Origin of the sequence: Pectobacterium sp. S5 (assembly GCF_051707265.1) — a bacterium.
Lineage (GTDB): Bacteria > Pseudomonadota > Gammaproteobacteria > Enterobacterales > Enterobacteriaceae > Pectobacterium > Pectobacterium polare.
Map to the genome: position 1 here is coordinate 1,716,387 of NZ_JAULSZ010000001.1, position 14,717 is coordinate 1,731,103.

The window sequence follows — 14,717 nt, forward strand, 5'->3', positions numbered from 1 at the left end:
AAGTACAATCGGCCCAATAAGTTCCGTCTTGCCGATATGCAACAGCAATCTTACGGCAGTGTTGAAGACATACGTTGGCACAAACCATGAATCTAGAACAAATTACAACATTAACTACGCAGGATATGGCAGCTGTTAATAACGTCATTCTTGAACAACTGAATTCTGACGTCGTTTTGATAAACCAGCTTGGACATTACATCATCAGCGGTGGTGGAAAACGTATACGCCCGATGATTGCAGTCCTTGCGGCCAGAGCCCTCGACTATACCGGTGATAAACATGTCACTGTTGCTGCGCTGATCGAATTTATCCACACTGCAACACTGCTGCATGATGACGTGGTAGACGAATCCGACATGCGCCGGGGTAAAGCGACGGCAAATGCCGCCTTTGGCAACGCAGCAAGCGTGCTGGTTGGGGATTTCATTTATACCCGCGCCTTCCAGATGATGACCAGCCTCGAATCATTACGCGTTCTGGCGCTGATGTCAGAAGCGGTGAACGTGATCGCTGAAGGCGAAGTCTTGCAGTTAATGAACTGCAACGACCCGGATATCACCGAAGAAAGCTATATGCGCGTCATTTACAGTAAAACAGCGCGTTTATTTGAAGCCGCAGCGCAATCTTCATCGATCCTTGCCGGCGCGACGCCAGAGCAAGAAAAAGCGCTTCAGGACTATGGCCGCTACCTGGGCACTGCATTCCAGTTAATTGACGATCTGCTCGACTACAGTGCGGACGGCAAAACGCTGGGTAAAAACACGGGCGATGACCTCAATGAAGGCAAGCCAACGCTGCCATTGCTGCACGCAATGCGTCATGGTAATGCAGAACAAAGCTCGATGATTCGCAAGGCGATTGAAGAAGGAAACGGGCGTCATCTGCTGGGACCAGTTCTTGCGGCCATGCAGCAATGCGGTTCACTTGATTATACGCGTCAGCGTGCCGAAGAAGAGGCAGATAAGGCGATTAGCGCACTACAGCTGCTGCCAGAAACGCCACACCGCATGGCGCTCGAAGGCCTTGCTCACTTAGCCGTACAGCGCGATTTCTAACGTGGTGTAAGTTCTATCAGATAAGATCGTTGATTCATAAGTAGCGCTGCCTTGCAGCGCTACTCGTTCGCCAGACTTAGGCAGTCTGGTCGAGTGTGACATCATCCAGCCGAGACAGCATCGCTATTGTCCCTTCACGCAAGATGAAATTAATCAGCCGGCTTCGTTCATCAACGGAAAGTTGATGGAAAATATGCACCCACGATGACAGTAGGGTCGGCTCATTATCGATACGATAATACTCGGTTGGCGGATTTTCTTTTACCAGTAGAGAGTTCCTGACCTCGTTCGGCAAACTGCGAATAGAATATTCGACACCGCGCCCTTGAACCCCTTTCCGCCTGCGCTTTTCCCAACCATCGTCTCGCGCCCGTTTGTTCAGCCCCTGCGGCGACTTAGGCAATCCACCTACGCCAACCAGCTCACTTGTTGCAAACCACTCTTTGTCCATACTCGTCACTCCCTTGTTTGTTTTGAACAGGCATTACGTCAACTCGCCCAAAAGTTTCCATATAGTAGACTATAATTACCTAAACCGCTAACTTTTACACGTTACCGACACACCTAAGTAATAGAAGAAATGATTAAATCCAGCGTGATGTCCAACCACCGCAGCCAGAGAAAGTGCTACAAAGCGACAGAAAATACAGGTTCCTTTTCATCACTGAGGCTAACGTTCAGAAAGATCGCCAAGAGCGAATCAGTCAATCACCATCGATGAGACAGGTTCCCCATCCGACGGTGTGATGCCTAACTGACTCAGCGTAGTAGACACACCGACTCGCAGAATATAAGCGATTAACTCATCTCTTTCTTTTTCAGATAGTTGCCGATAAATCTGCATCCATACGGCCAGTGCCGCAGGCTGCTTCGCCGAGTAGGCGGAAGGCTCGATTTCGAGTAATAGGGATTTTTTTACCGTATCCGGCAAGCTGTGAATTGAGTACTCCACTCCTCTTCCCTGGACGCCTTTACGGCGACGCTTCTCCCATCCATCCTCGCGGGCGCGCTTATTTAATCCTTGTCTTGATTTCGGAAGGCCGCCGACTCCAACCAATTCGCTGGTAGCAAACCACTCTTTTTTCATTGCCTTTCATCCTGATAGTGCCATCCCTAACAAAAACGCCCTTATTTGGAAATTAATTGAGAATTTTAAGGAAAATTAATGCTATATTATTTCCAAATAATAATGTCATGTTAGTTCGGCATATAACTAACATCCGTTATTTATACCACTAATCTACAGTCGTCTTATAGCAAATAAGGGAAGGATTATGATTTTAAGGAAACAAGACTGGCATCCCGCTGATATCATTGCTGCACTGCGCAAGAAAAACACAACGCTGGCGGCGGTATCGCGAGCGGCCGGATTAAGCTCATCTACGCTAGCTAATGCACTCTCACGCCCTTGGCCCAAAGGGGAGTGGCTTATTGCCGATGCGATGGGTATTCACCCATCAGAGATTTGGCCCAGCCGGTACTACAATCCAGAAACCAATGAGCTTATCGACAGAAAAAAACTCATCCGTCCCGATTAAAAAAGAAAAAGCCGGAGATCGATATCTCCGGCTTTTTATTCAGCGTCACGTATTACAAGAATCTCAATGATTAGTTCTTGATGAACGTCTCGCCTAGCTCAATATCCTGCTTCAGCGTATCCAGCATGCTGTTCAGCGCATTTTGCTCAAAAGCGCTTAATGTGCCGATGTCTTTACGCTCGGCGACGCCGTCTTTACCTAACAGAATCGGTTGAGCGAAGAAGCGGGCATATTTGCCATCGCTTTCAACGTATGCACATTCCACCACACCGCTTTCGCCTTGCAGCGCACGAACCAGAGACAGACCAAAACGTGCCGCCGCCTGACCCATCGACAACGTAGCCGATCCGCCACCTGCTTTGGCTTCAACAACCTCAGTACCCGCATTCTGGATACGCTTGGTCAGATCGGCCACTTCCTGCTCGCTGAAGCTGATACCAGGAACCTGAGACAGCAGCGGCAGAATCGTCACACCAGAGTGTCCACCGATAACCGGCACATTAATGTCCTGCGGCTGTTTGCCTTTCAGCTCAGCAACGAACGTGTTGGAACGGATGATATCCAGCGTTGTGACGCCGAACAGTTTGTTCTTGTCATACACGCCAGCTTTTTTCAGCACTTCGGCTGCAATGGCAACGGTCGTATTCACCGGGTTGGTGATGATACCGATACAGGCTTTCGGGCAAGTAACCGCAATTTGCTCAACCAGATTACGCACAATGCCAGCATTGACGTTGAACAGATCGGAACGATCCATACCAGGTTTACGTGCCACACCCGCGGAGATCAGCACGATATCTGCACCAACAAGCGCTGGTTTAGCATCTTCACCGCTATAGCCTTTGATCTTCACTGCTGTAGGAATATGGCTCAGATCGACGGCAACACCCGGCGTTACTGGGGCGATATCGTAAAGGGATAGTTCTGAACCTGAAGGAAGCTGGGTTTTGAGGAGGAGTGCGAGTGCCTGACCGATACCACCTGCTGCTCCGAGAACTGCAACTTTCATCCTAAACTCCTTATTATCATAAAATAAAAAAGTGCCGTGAATTCATTTGGTTATAAACAGAATATAAAAATGGGGATACGAGCAACCTACTTATCTTTCCACAAATGACACGAGAGACAAAAAATACGCTATGTCTCTAATAATAAATCAAAAACAACCATTCGTTTGAAAGGTAAGTAAAGTTAATAAGCTATTGAGCTATAACGCGGTGTTCATTCACGTGCGTTTAACCAGTGCGCTACATTACACCGATCAATGGCGTCCGAACAACATCATTCTGATAACATTTGATTTACTTTTATGTGACGCAGGACGCATTTTTCGGACTACCCGAGAGTCGATTTTTTTTGAAAACAGCGACTAACGCATATCTGGTGAAATGGATTGGAATTATACGCGATTTAATTGCATAAAAATTCACACAACTGCATAATAGGAAGATTAACCATAACAATTAATCCGGTGCAGAATGCGAAATTCGACAAAACAAGAAGACCTCGTTAAAGCGTTCAAGGCGCTGTTAAAAGAAGAGAAGTTCAGTTCTCAAAGTGAAATTGTTCAGGCATTGCAAGACGAAGGATTTGAAAACATCAACCAATCCAAGGTGTCACGCATGCTAACGAAATTTGGCGCCGTGCGCACACGCAATGCCAAAATGGAGATGGTGTATTGTCTCCCTGCCGAACTTGGCGTCCCGACGACATCCAGCCCGCTGAAGAACCTTGTGCTGGACGTGGATTATAATGATGCCGTCGTCGTGATCCATACCAGCCCTGGCGCCGCGCAGCTCATTGCTCGCCTGCTGGATTCACTAGGTAAATCAGAAGGCATTCTCGGCACTATCGCGGGGGATGACACTATTTTTACCACCCCAGCGAGAGGCTTCAGCGTCAAACAGCTCTACGAAGCGATTCTGGTGTTATTCGAACAAGAGCTGTAATCCGCTTATCCGCTAATGTTTTTGCTACGCTTTCTTCACTACGTGTAGACCCGCGCTCTACACGTAGCGATTACCGCTCGAACACTCACACCGCAGGCAATTCAGCCAACGGCCAACGTGGCCGAACAGATACGCCCAGCGTCTGGCTCGCGCCATGAACGAGACGCACACTGCCTGCGTAGGCAATCATCGCGCCATTATCCGTACAGAATTCAGGCCGCGCATAAAACACTTCACCACCGCGTTTCGCCATCACTTCACCTAAGCGCTGGCGCAGTGTCCGGTTTGCACTCACGCCCCCCGCCATGACCAGTCGTTTAAAGCCCGTCTCATCCAACGCACGACGACATTTTATCGCCAGCGTATCTACGACGGCGTCTTCAAACGCACGAGCAATGTCAGCACGCGTTTGATCGTCATCACCATTGCTACGAATCGTATTGGCAGCAAACGTTTTTAGCCCGGAAAAGCTGAAATCCAGCCCCGGCCGATCGGTCATCGGGCGCGGAAACGTAAAGCGTTGGGAATTCCCCGCCTGCGCCATTTTCGACAGCATTGGACCACCGGGGTAATCTAATCCCAGTAACTTCGCCGTTTTATCAAACGCTTCACCCGCCGCATCATCAATCGACTCGCCCAGCAAACGGTATTCACCAATTCCTGTCACGCTGATGAGCTGCGTATGGCCACCAGAGACCAGCAGCGCCACGAAGGGAAACGCCGGCGGGTTATCTTCCAGCATCGGTGCCAGCAAATGCCCTTCCATATGGTGCACAGGAATCGCCGGTACACCCCAGGCGAATGCCAACGACCTACCGATCGTCGCGCCCACTAATAGCGCGCCAACCAAACCAGGGCCGGCGGTGTAAGCCACGCCATCGATATCGTCAGCCTGTAGCCCAGCTTCACGCAGCGCCGCCTGAATCAACGGAACCGTTTTACGCACGTGATCGCGTGAGGCGAGCTCAGGCACTACGCCGCCGTAATCAGCATGCAATTTGACCTGGCTGTATAACTGATTGGCGAGCAAACCGGTTTCCGTGTCATAAATGGCCACACCGGTTTCATCACAGGATGTTTCGATACCCAATACGCGCATTGCTGTTCCTAACTTTGATGATGATACGAGCATGCGTTAAATGCCGCTTGCTTCAAACTGCGGATAGTCTACCATAAGCGGCCTGATTTCTACGCTGGCAGTGGTTGGGCGTTTTATGATCACCGCAATGCTTTACAAAGACGTCACGTTTGCAGTAGAATTCCGCACCATTTTGAAAAGGCTGGCACAAGCCAGCAGCAAACCGAATTTATTGAGGTGAGAGGCACATGCCGGTAATTAAAGTACGTGAAAACGAGCCGTTCGACGTAGCTCTGCGTCGCTTCAAACGTTCCTGTGAAAAAGCAGGCGTTCTGGCTGAAGTTCGTCGTCGTGAGTTTTATGAAAAACCAACGACCGAACGCAAGCGCGCTAAAGCTTCTGCAGTGAAACGTCACGCGAAGAAATTGGCTCGAGAAAACGCACGCCGCACTCGTCTGTATTAATTTTCAGGAGGGTTTCCCTCCAACGCGTGATTAATCCGCAGACTTAGCAGTTGCATACGTAAGGCCGTGCTTTCCGAAAGGAAGCGCGGCTTGTTGTCGTTTATAAGCTATATCCAATGTAATCACCTTACAGAAGGGTATACACCAGGGGCTTATGGCTGGACGAATCCCACGCGTATTTATTAATGACCTGCTGGCTCGCACCGACATCGTCGATCTCATTGACGCGCGCGTCAAACTGAAGAAGCAGGGCAAAAACTACCATGCGTGTTGTCCGTTCCATCACGAAAAAACCCCCTCATTCACCGTAAACGGTGACAAACAGTTCTATCACTGTTTTGGCTGTGGCGCACACGGCAACGCCATAGACTTTTTGATGAATTACGATCGTCTCGAATTCGTTGAAACCATTGAAGAACTTGCCACCCAATATGGCCTCGAAGTGCCTTATGAAACCGGCACTGGCCCAACCCAGTTAGAGCGTCACCAACGGCAAAGTCTGTACGAATTGATGGGACAGCTCAGCGGGTTCTATCAACAAGCACTAAGCCAATCAGTCGGTACGCCAGCGTTGCAGTACCTGCAACAGCGCGGTTTAAGTGCAGAAGTGATCAGCCATTTTGCGATTGGCTTCGCCCCGCCCGGCTGGGATAACGTTTTAAAGCGCTTTGGCCGCAATGATGACGATCGCAGCACATTGAACGATGCTGGCATGCTGGTGACTAACGATCAGGGTCGAATGTACGACCGCTTCCGCGAGCGTGTGATGTTCCCCATCCGCGACAAACGGGGACGAGTTATTGCCTTCGGCGGACGAGTATTAGGCGACGGTACTCCAAAGTACCTTAACTCGCCGGAAACAGAAATTTTTCATAAAGGTCGCCAGTTGTACGGCCTGTATGAGGCGCAGCAAAGTCACCCAGAACTCAAACGACTCTTGGTTGTTGAAGGCTATATGGATGTGGTGGCGCTGGCGCAGTTTGATATTGACTATGCGGTGGCATCGCTGGGTACCTCCACGACAGCCGATCACATTCAGTTACTATTTCGCGCCACAGACCTGGTGGTGTGTTGTTACGACGGAGACCGTGCCGGACGTGAAGCGGCATGGCGCGCGCTGGAAACTGCGCTACCCTATTTGAACGATGGTCGTCAGCTACGCTTTATGTTCCTGCCAGACGGTGAAGACCCCGACACGTTGGTGCGTAAAGAAGGCAAAGTCGCCTTTGAGCAGCGGATGGAACAAGCCCTGCCGCTGTCGCAGTTTCTGTTTGAAACGCTGCAACAGCAGGTGGATATGAGTTCACCCGACGGCCGTACCAAGCTCAGCACGCTGGTGCTACCGCTGATAGGCCAGGTACCGGGAGAAACGCTGCGGATGTATTTGCGCCAGCAGCTCGGTAACAAGCTAGGAATTTTGGACGACAGCCAGTTGGACAGACTGCTCCCAAAAGTGGCAGAGCAGGCTCAATCCTACCAGCCGCCGCAACTAAAAGTCACAACTATGCGTATACTTATAGGACTTTTAGTACAAAACCCAAGATTGGCGGCAGAGGTGCCAGACCTCGCGCTGGAAGGCATTGAAGAAGACAAAGTGGCGGGTTTATCCCTGTTTCAGGACTTGGTGAAAACCTGCAACGCCAGCCCTGGGATGAACATGGGTCTGCTGTTGGAAAAATATCGCGACAGCAAGTACCGCAAACAACTTGAAACCATGGCTTCATGGAACCATATGATCGTAGAGGAAGAGCTCGACGAGAAGTTCAGAATCAGTCTGGCAGAGCTCTACGATCAGCTGTTGAAACAGCGACAAGAGACATTGATTGCCCGTGACAGAACGCATGGGCTCAACGCCAAAGAAAAAAAAGAGCTTTGGTCGTTGCAACTGGCGTTGACCAGAAAACACTGATACAGAGGCTTAATTGCCGATAAATAGCAGGGTTGAGCCCTGCAAAGAGCCGCTACAGGGGCGCGGCGATAAGAAAAATACCCCTAATGCTATTGTTAGCGAACTACGCTGACCGACACCAACCCAAATACTCTGAAGTGTGGATACCGTCTTATGGAGCAAAACCCGCAGTCACAGCTGAAGCTGCTTGTCACCCGTGGTAAGGAGCAAGGCTACCTGACCTATGCTGAGGTCAATGACCATCTGCCGGAAGATATCATCGACTCGGATCAGATCGAAGATATCATCCAGATGATTAACGACATGGGCATCCAGGTGATGGAAGAAGCACCGGATGCAGACGATCTGTTGCTGGCCGAAAACACCAATGATGCCGATGAAGATGCAGCAGAGGCTGCTGCGCAGGTTCTATCCAGTGTTGAATCGGAAATTGGTCGCACCACCGATCCGGTTCGCATGTACATGCGTGAAATGGGTACCGTTGAGCTGTTGACGCGTGAGGGCGAGATCGATATCGCCAAGCGTATCGAAGACGGTATCAATCAGGTTCAGTGCTCTGTTGCAGAGTATCCTGAAGCCATTACTTACCTGCTGGAACAGTATGACCGCGTCGAAGCGGGCGAAAGCCGCCTGTCCGATCTGATCACCGGCTTCGTCGATCCTAATGCGGAAGAGGACATTGCGCCTACCGCGACTCACGTTGGTTCCGAGCTTTCGAGTGAAGAAATGGACGATGACGATGAGGAAAAAGAAGACGAAGAGGAAGAAGAAGACGACAACAGCATCGATCCTGAGCTGGCGCGTGAGAAGTTCACCGAGCTGCGTGTGCAATATGAAACGACCCGTCAGGTTATCAAAGCTCACGGTCGTAGCCATGCATTGGCAGCACAGGAAATCCTGAATCTGTCCGAAGTCTTCAAACAGTTCCGTCTGGTGCCGAAACAGTTTGATTTCCTGGTTAACAGCATGCGTTCCATGATGGATCGCGTTCGTACTCAGGAACGTTTGATCATTAAGTTGTGTGTTGAACAGTGCAAAATGCCGAAGAAAAACTTCGTCACGATGTTCACTGGCAATGAAACCAACAACACCTGGTTTGCCGCAGCAGTCGCAATGGGCAAGCCTTGGTCTGAAAAGCTGAATGATGTTGAAGAAGACGTCACCCGCAGCCTGCAAAAACTGCAGCAGATCGAAGAAGAAACTGGCCTGACGATCGAGCAAGTTAAAGACATCAACCGTCGTATGTCGATTGGTGAAGCGAAAGCGCGTCGCGCCAAGAAAGAAATGGTGGAAGCTAACCTGCGTCTGGTTATTTCTATCGCGAAGAAATACACCAACCGTGGTTTGCAGTTCCTCGACCTGATTCAGGAAGGCAACATCGGTCTGATGAAAGCGGTAGATAAATTTGAATATCGCCGTGGCTACAAATTCTCGACCTATGCCACCTGGTGGATCCGTCAGGCGATCACCCGTTCTATCGCCGATCAGGCACGTACCATCCGTATTCCGGTACACATGATTGAGACGATCAACAAACTGAACCGTATCTCTCGTCAGATGTTGCAGGAAATGGGGCGCGAGCCAACGCCGGAAGAGCTGGCTGAACGTATGCTGATGCCGGAAGACAAGATCCGTAAAGTGCTGAAAATCGCGAAAGAGCCGATTTCAATGGAAACCCCGATTGGTGATGATGAAGATTCACATTTGGGCGATTTCATCGAAGATACGACGCTGGAGCTGCCGCTGGATTCTGCCACGTCGGAAAGCCTGCGTTCTGCGACACACGACGTTCTGGCTGGCCTGACCGCACGTGAAGCGAAAGTCCTGCGCATGCGTTTCGGTATCGATATGAACACCGACCATACGCTGGAAGAAGTGGGCAAACAGTTTGACGTTACGCGTGAACGTATTCGTCAGATCGAAGCGAAAGCGCTGCGTAAACTGCGTCACCCAAGCCGTTCCGAAGTGCTGCGTAGCTTCCTGGATGATTAATTCATCCTTCAGCTAATCCACACGATAAATAGCCACACTAAATAACCCCGGTTCGCTGGGGTTATTTTTTGCCTGTCAGAACGCTCAGATTGAATTTATACGTTATCCTGCAACGCCTGATACAGTTCCTGATACGACGCCACCAGCGACTCCAGCGTCGCACGATTCAGCCCGCTAGGGTTCGGCAGCACCCAAACCTGCGTTTTGCCAATACACAGCTCCTGACGCCCCCAGGAAACCTTCTTGATACCAAACGCCTGACTGAACGCCTGCTTCCCTAACACCGCCAGCGCACGCGGCTGATAGCGTTCCATCTTCTCAACAATCGCATTACCACCTTGCAGCAGCTCATCTCGCCCCAGCTCGGTCGCTTCAACCGTTGGGCGCTCCACCAGCATGGTGATGCCACATCCGGTATCCAGCAGATGCTGCTCTTCCGCAGGTGTCAGCAAACGTTCAGTAAAGCCTGCCTGATAAATCACCTTCCAGAAGCGATTACTAGGGTTAGCAAAGTGGTAACCGTGATGGGCCGTCGACAGCCCGGGGTTAATACCGCAGAAAACCACCTGAAGATTCATGGCCAGAATATCGGTAATCATGTCTTTCCCTACTTCCGTTGACTACAGCCATCGTAAATTCTGATAAGAATAACAACAAGCTATCTTGAGTATAAAACCACCACCCGGCAGATAGGCTATAGACCTCCCCCCGCACATTACCGTATAATCATCGCCCATTCGGCCCCTTAGCTCAGTGGTTAGAGCAGGCGACTCATAATCGCTTGGTCGCTGGTTCAAGTCCAGCAGGGGCCACCAAATTTTAGTTTTAAAATCATATGATTAAGCCACCTTTTGCAAGGTGGCTTTTTTGTATTTAAAATTGGGTGTAGCGATAAAGTGGCGATGGGAACTTCGACATAACGCAATTGTGGGGCTGCCGTCGGAGTATGCCTCTCTACTGGTGTTTGATGGTCTGAGGCAGAGAAAAAGCCAACTGACTAAATATACAATCACCTACACCAACACAAAAGGCAGAAAAAACCACACCGTTCTCATCAGCAAAGAACTTTATGACTCCCTGCCTGATGATAGAAAGAGTCTGTTGTTTAGTGATTGCTATGGTACGTTCCGGTCAGCATTGGAAAGAACAGATATAGAATTACCTGATAGACAGCGATCACATGTTTTGCGGCATACGTTTACGATCCACTATGATGCGTGGAAAGGGCATTTTTGTTCTGCAACGCATCCTTGGTCACACTGATATCAAAGTGACAATGCAGTATGCTCATTTCGTCAGACCATCTTGTAGATGGCTATAAAAATAAACCCGTTGAATCTCATTTAATTAAAAAATGGATCGCTCATGCCGATGATAAATGAAGCAAAAAAGGAGGATAAAATTGAAATTTCTATATAGTCAATATCAATTGGAAACCGTAATATTTATATTAACAGTATATATTTTAATCGCACATGCTAAGGAATGGTATAAACTCTCGCCAAAACCATTGTATAATCACCCTTTTTTCTGGGCTTCAATTTTTTTACCAATTTTAATTTTCTGTATTTTTTCTTATTACGATCTATCTAATAAAAAAATATCAACTCTTGGTGCAGATCAATACGACATATCAACATTTACATTATCTATATTAGCTTTAGTACTGCCAGCAACAACAATACTTTCAGCTATTCATCGATCTATACAAACAGATGAACAAATAAAAATAGCAGAAAAAAAGAATGAAAGCGACAAATATTATGCACATCAAAAATACATTATTGAATGCTTGACATCATTAACGAAAAATGAAATTAAAAGCTCATGTAATGGTCATGAAAATAGCAGAACCATTAGCATTTCAAACCCTCATAAACTCTATCGACAAGCATTTAAAAAACCCTCACCAGAAAATGCTTCATTTGAATTAAATAGCTTGATAAATGAAGCTCTTGTAAACTTATGGACATGGTTAAATACTGAGTTATGTGCTATCCAAAATAATAACTCACCTACCATTTCCGCTAATTTCCTCTACAAGGTTGAAGGAAGACTAGTGGGTTTATCACGCCACTTTGGATTTTCTAGACCAAATGGGCCTTGGAGTGCAAATATTAAAAACCAATTCAATTTGATCACATCCTTCCTGAGCGAAGACGAATTTATAAGAACTATACATAGTTATAATGAAGTCACAACTGAAGTATGTGACATACTAAACATTGAAATTGATTTTGGTAAAATTTGCCCTGACATAATGAATTATATATACGGTGGAAAGAAAACTTTGCAATGTTACCATCCTAATTATATAGGTTACATATCCTATAAGCAGCCAATGTTTACTTGACTTTAAGAATAAATGTAAGTTTGGAAGTCATAACTCCTCAGTCACCAGCCCAAGTCCAGCAGGGGCTAAAAAACTCAAGGAGTTGCGTTAATAGCGCAACTCCTTTATTTTTGGGCGTCTGTTTATATTTATCAGGGAGAAGCGAGATGGGATGGAAAACCAAGACGGTCTGTTGCGTGCTGGCGGCAGCTAGTGCCTTAGCTGGCTACGATTATTACCTCAGACATAGTGGCCCGTCCTGCCTGGAGGTGACGTATGAGCAAGCCGTTGACCATGTGAAGAACGATCTCCTGACACACCGTATTCTGCGCTGGGCTAAATTCCAACCCGAAAACCTCGGTACCGCAACACCAGTGATTGCTTTTGATAAAGCCGATTCATCTACGTTATCCAACCCCGAGGTTTACCTCCTGGCATTCACCGTCTCCGGCCCACAGAAAACACACTCGCTGTTTGCCATGTACGAATGCAAAACAGGCTCAGTTGAATACTCTTCGAAAGACTGACGGACGAGCTCGGCCTATTCATTCACGTCTTAATTATCTGCGAACACACGTCGATAAACGCGCGCAATTTAGGTTGGTTCCTCGCGGCTCTTGAGAAATAAAGAAAGAGGCCGTCATTTCCCGGCGAGAGATCGAGTAACGCGGCTTCCAGCGTGCCGTTTGCCAGTTCGCGTGAGGTATGGAAAGTGGATGAGTAAATAAGCCCAACGCCCCTGACCGCGAGGCTACGCATGAGCTCGCCATCGTTCACGGTAATTGTGCCGGCTGGCTCAACTCTTACCGTTTCTTTATTTTCGACAAACTCCCACCGATAAATATCTCCCTTTTCAGGGCGACGAAAGCGAATACATTCGTGATGCTCCAGATCGCGCGTCGCTTTAGGCTTACCGTTCGCTTTGAAATATTCCGGCGAACCGAATACCGCCCACTTAAATGGTGGGGAGAGCCGTACTGCAATCATATCCTGTTCGATATAGGAACCGATCATGATGCCAGCATCATAGCCTCCAGAGACGAAGTTATCGTGACGATTACTCACCGTGATATCGATATTCAAATTCGGCCATGCCTGACGAAATGCAGGGATGAGCGGCTCGATGACATGAGGCAATGCCAAACGTTCTACGATCAGCTTCAACGTCCCCGATGGTTTTTTTGCCGATTGCGCCACATCTTCAAAACCTGTTGCGATAACGTGTGCTGCAGGCTCGATTCTCAGCAGCAGGTCTTCTCCTGCTTCCGTCAATGCCATCTTGCGCGTCGTGCGGTGGAAAAGTAGCACGCCGAGGCGATGCTCCAGTTTCTGGAGCGACAAGCTCACCGAGCCCGGCGTCTTACCCAGATCGAGCGCAGCTTTGCGAATGCTCAAGCGTTTCGCTATAGCCAGAAATTCTGCCAGTCCATCAAAGCTATCGGATTGCCCCATCAGGGTTCCTCATCGTCATGTAACACAGGGATCATCAAACGTATTTTACGATAATTTATCACGCCAATATAAAGTGATTACATCGATTTTTTAAACAATGCATTCCACTTTTACCGCCTGTTTTCCACCCATTATCACGGATATAGTGGCGACCATCACCACCTGCTGAAAGGAGTTTTTTATGTCAATCATCAAGCGCTGTGCTGGTCTTATCGCCGCGATGGCTGTGTTTGCCGCAGCCTCCCCCGTTTTCGCCCAAGCCAATCTGAAAGAAGAGAAGGTCTTAATCGTCGTCTCCAGTTTGGATAAAAAAACACCCGATCTCGTTGGCGGCTTCTGGCTTCCTGAATTGACCCACCCGGTCGAAGTATTCGACAAAGTCGGTCTGTCTTACGATATCGCCAGTCCCAAAGGTGGGATGCCTCCGTTTGACGGATTCGATCTCAAAGATCGGGCGAGTCTGGATTTCTGGACTAACCCGGAACACCGCAACAAACTGGCTAATTCAATCCCGCTGGCAAAGGTTGATCCCGCGAAATATAGCGCGATCCTGCTGGTTGGCGGACATGGACCCATGTGGGATTTCGTCAACAATCCTGAGTTGATCAACATCGTGCGTACCATGTACGAGAAAAATGACATCATCAGTGCCGTTTGCCACGGTCCGGCAGGCTTGCTGAATGTGAAGCTCAGTAATGGTGAACTGTTGATTAAAGGCCGTCGCCTTACCGGCTTTACTGCGGAAGAAGAAGCGTCCCGTAATTACGACAAGATCGTTCCGTTTGAACTTGAAGCGGCGCTGAAAAAAGATGGCGCAACATTCGAAGAAGCCCCAATCTTCGAAAATAAAGTCGTCGTTGACGGGCGACTGATCACCGGTCAAAACCCGGCATCCGCTCAAGCGCTGGGCGAAGCCGTCGTCAAGGCTCTGCAAGCGAAGTAACG

The 14,717-nt window shown here is 48.7% G+C and carries 15 protein-coding genes, 1 tRNA gene and 1 pseudogene; 11 read left to right on the forward strand and 6 right to left on the reverse strand.

Features of this window, described 5'->3' with window-relative positions; translation table 11 throughout:
* Positions 1 to 86 precede the first annotated feature (86 nt).
* Positions 87 to 1,058: an octaprenyl diphosphate synthase gene (ispB, locus tag QWJ20_RS07675; protein WP_109410715.1), complete on the forward strand. Its 972-nt coding sequence runs from the start codon at positions 87 to 89 to the stop codon at positions 1,056 to 1,058.
* 76 nt (positions 1,059 to 1,134) lie between these two features.
* Here the strand turns inward: ispB and QWJ20_RS07680 are convergent, their stop codons facing one another.
* Together QWJ20_RS07680 and QWJ20_RS07685 are read right to left on the reverse strand one after the other, a co-directional pair.
* Positions 1,135 to 1,509, reverse strand: coding sequence for a DNA-binding protein (locus QWJ20_RS07680; protein ID WP_039485888.1), 375 nt, complete (start codon positions 1,507 to 1,509; stop codon positions 1,135 to 1,137).
* Positions 1,510 to 1,758: 249 nt separating this feature from the next.
* Entirely contained in the window at positions 1,759 to 2,145 is a 387-nt protein-coding gene (locus QWJ20_RS07685; protein WP_433992209.1) for a DNA-binding protein, read from the reverse strand.
* Positions 2,146 to 2,332: 187 nt separating this feature from the next.
* Between QWJ20_RS07685 and QWJ20_RS07690 the strand changes: the two genes are divergently transcribed.
* A complete protein-coding gene (locus tag QWJ20_RS07690) occupies positions 2,333 to 2,596 on the forward strand; it encodes a helix-turn-helix domain-containing protein (protein WP_039485882.1) in 264 nt (87 codons plus the stop codon).
* A gap of 70 nt (positions 2,597 to 2,666) precedes the next feature.
* On the opposite strand, the gene mdh is transcribed toward QWJ20_RS07690, so the two are convergent.
* Complete coding sequence (mdh, locus tag QWJ20_RS07695) at positions 2,667 to 3,605, reverse strand: malate dehydrogenase (protein WP_014914106.1); 939 nt, start codon at positions 3,603 to 3,605, stop codon at positions 2,667 to 2,669.
* Between the two features lie 469 nt (positions 3,606 to 4,074).
* Here mdh and argR point away from each other — a divergent pair, with 469 nt between their 5' ends.
* Positions 4,075 to 4,545 carry a transcriptional regulator ArgR gene (gene argR, locus QWJ20_RS07700; protein ID WP_010283010.1) on the forward strand — a complete coding sequence of 157 codons (471 nt, stop codon included), beginning with the start codon at positions 4,075 to 4,077 and terminating at the stop codon, positions 4,543 to 4,545.
* A gap of 85 nt (positions 4,546 to 4,630) precedes the next feature.
* Here argR and tsaD read toward each other — a convergent pair whose 3' ends face one another.
* Complete coding sequence (gene tsaD, locus QWJ20_RS07705; RefSeq protein WP_103971827.1) at positions 4,631 to 5,644, reverse strand: tRNA (adenosine(37)-N6)-threonylcarbamoyltransferase complex transferase subunit TsaD; 1,014 nt, start codon at positions 5,642 to 5,644, stop codon at positions 4,631 to 4,633.
* 227 nt (positions 5,645 to 5,871) lie between these two features.
* Between tsaD and rpsU the strand changes: the two genes are divergently transcribed.
* The 3 genes from rpsU to rpoD all read left to right on the forward strand — a co-directional run bounded on the left by rpsU (position 5,872) and on the right by rpoD (position 9,988).
* A complete protein-coding gene (gene rpsU / locus QWJ20_RS07710; protein WP_001144069.1) occupies positions 5,872 to 6,087 on the forward strand; it encodes a 30S ribosomal protein S21 in 216 nt (71 codons plus the stop codon).
* A 154-nt stretch (positions 6,088 to 6,241) separates the two neighbouring features.
* Complete coding sequence (gene dnaG, locus QWJ20_RS07715) at positions 6,242 to 7,996, forward strand: DNA primase (RefSeq protein ID WP_095701549.1); 1,755 nt, start codon at positions 6,242 to 6,244, stop codon at positions 7,994 to 7,996.
* Positions 7,997 to 8,149: 153 nt separating this feature from the next.
* Entirely contained in the window at positions 8,150 to 9,988 is a 1,839-nt protein-coding gene (rpoD, locus tag QWJ20_RS07720; RefSeq protein ID WP_095701548.1) for an RNA polymerase sigma factor RpoD, read from the forward strand.
* 95 nt (positions 9,989 to 10,083) lie between these two features.
* Here rpoD and mug read toward each other — a convergent pair whose 3' ends face one another.
* On the reverse strand, positions 10,084 to 10,587 hold the full coding sequence (gene mug, locus QWJ20_RS07725) for a G/U mismatch-specific DNA glycosylase (RefSeq protein WP_433992210.1): 504 nt from the start codon (positions 10,585 to 10,587) through the stop codon (positions 10,084 to 10,086).
* A gap of 140 nt (positions 10,588 to 10,727) precedes the next feature.
* On the opposite strand from mug, the gene QWJ20_RS07730 reads away from it, so the two are divergent.
* The 4 genes and pseudogenes from QWJ20_RS07730 (at position 10,728) to QWJ20_RS07745 (ending at position 12,847) form a co-directional block, all read left to right on the forward strand.
* Positions 10,728 to 10,803, forward strand: a tRNA-Ile gene (locus QWJ20_RS07730).
* Between the two features lie 166 nt (positions 10,804 to 10,969).
* Positions 10,970 to 11,370: pseudogene (locus QWJ20_RS07735) on the forward strand (tyrosine-type recombinase/integrase); the annotation flags it as partial.
* A 20-nt stretch (positions 11,371 to 11,390) separates the two neighbouring features.
* Complete coding sequence (locus QWJ20_RS07740; RefSeq protein ID WP_433992211.1) at positions 11,391 to 12,341, forward strand: hypothetical protein; 951 nt, start codon at positions 11,391 to 11,393, stop codon at positions 12,339 to 12,341.
* A 146-nt stretch (positions 12,342 to 12,487) separates the two neighbouring features.
* Positions 12,488 to 12,847 (forward strand): YebF family protein, encoded by a 360-nt coding sequence (locus QWJ20_RS07745; RefSeq protein WP_433992212.1) that lies wholly within the window; start codon positions 12,488 to 12,490, stop codon positions 12,845 to 12,847.
* A gap of 22 nt (positions 12,848 to 12,869) precedes the next feature.
* Here QWJ20_RS07745 and QWJ20_RS07750 read toward each other — a convergent pair whose 3' ends face one another.
* The gene (locus QWJ20_RS07750) at positions 12,870 to 13,772 is read right to left on the reverse strand and encodes a LysR family transcriptional regulator (protein WP_433992213.1); all 903 of its coding nucleotides are present in this window, start codon (positions 13,770 to 13,772) and stop codon (positions 12,870 to 12,872) included.
* 181 nt (positions 13,773 to 13,953) lie between these two features.
* Between QWJ20_RS07750 and QWJ20_RS07755 the strand changes: the two genes are divergently transcribed.
* On the forward strand, positions 13,954 to 14,715 hold the full coding sequence (locus QWJ20_RS07755) for a type 1 glutamine amidotransferase domain-containing protein (protein WP_095701544.1): 762 nt from the start codon (positions 13,954 to 13,956) through the stop codon (positions 14,713 to 14,715).
* Positions 14,716 to 14,717: the final 2 nt, after the last annotated feature.

Bases quoted from the DNA above. Each gene is read 5' to 3' on its own strand.
- ispB (WP_109410715.1), top strand. From the start codon at position 87: ATGAATCTAGAACAAATTACAACATTAACTACGCAGGATATGGCAGCT.
- QWJ20_RS07680 (WP_039485888.1), bottom strand. From the start codon at position 1,509: ATGGACAAAGAGTGGTTTGCAACAAGTGAGCTGGTTGGCGTAGGTGGA.
- QWJ20_RS07685 (WP_433992209.1), bottom strand. From the start codon at position 2,145: ATGAAAAAAGAGTGGTTTGCTACCAGCGAATTGGTTGGAGTCGGCGGC.
- QWJ20_RS07690 (WP_039485882.1), top strand. From the start codon at position 2,333: ATGATTTTAAGGAAACAAGACTGGCATCCCGCTGATATCATTGCTGCA.
- mdh (WP_014914106.1), bottom strand. From the start codon at position 3,605: ATGAAAGTTGCAGTTCTCGGAGCAGCAGGTGGTATCGGTCAGGCACTC.
- argR (WP_010283010.1), top strand. From the start codon at position 4,075: ATGCGAAATTCGACAAAACAAGAAGACCTCGTTAAAGCGTTCAAGGCG.
- tsaD (WP_103971827.1), bottom strand. From the start codon at position 5,644: ATGCGCGTATTGGGTATCGAAACATCCTGTGATGAAACCGGTGTGGCC.
- rpsU (WP_001144069.1), top strand. From the start codon at position 5,872: ATGCCGGTAATTAAAGTACGTGAAAACGAGCCGTTCGACGTAGCTCTG.
- dnaG (WP_095701549.1), top strand. From the start codon at position 6,242: ATGGCTGGACGAATCCCACGCGTATTTATTAATGACCTGCTGGCTCGC.
- rpoD (WP_095701548.1), top strand. From the start codon at position 8,150: ATGGAGCAAAACCCGCAGTCACAGCTGAAGCTGCTTGTCACCCGTGGT.
- mug (WP_433992210.1), bottom strand. From the start codon at position 10,587: ATGATTACCGATATTCTGGCCATGAATCTTCAGGTGGTTTTCTGCGGT.
- QWJ20_RS07745 (WP_433992212.1), top strand. From the start codon at position 12,488: ATGGGATGGAAAACCAAGACGGTCTGTTGCGTGCTGGCGGCAGCTAGT.
- QWJ20_RS07750 (WP_433992213.1), bottom strand. From the start codon at position 13,772: ATGGGGCAATCCGATAGCTTTGATGGACTGGCAGAATTTCTGGCTATA.
- QWJ20_RS07755 (WP_095701544.1), top strand. From the start codon at position 13,954: ATGTCAATCATCAAGCGCTGTGCTGGTCTTATCGCCGCGATGGCTGTG.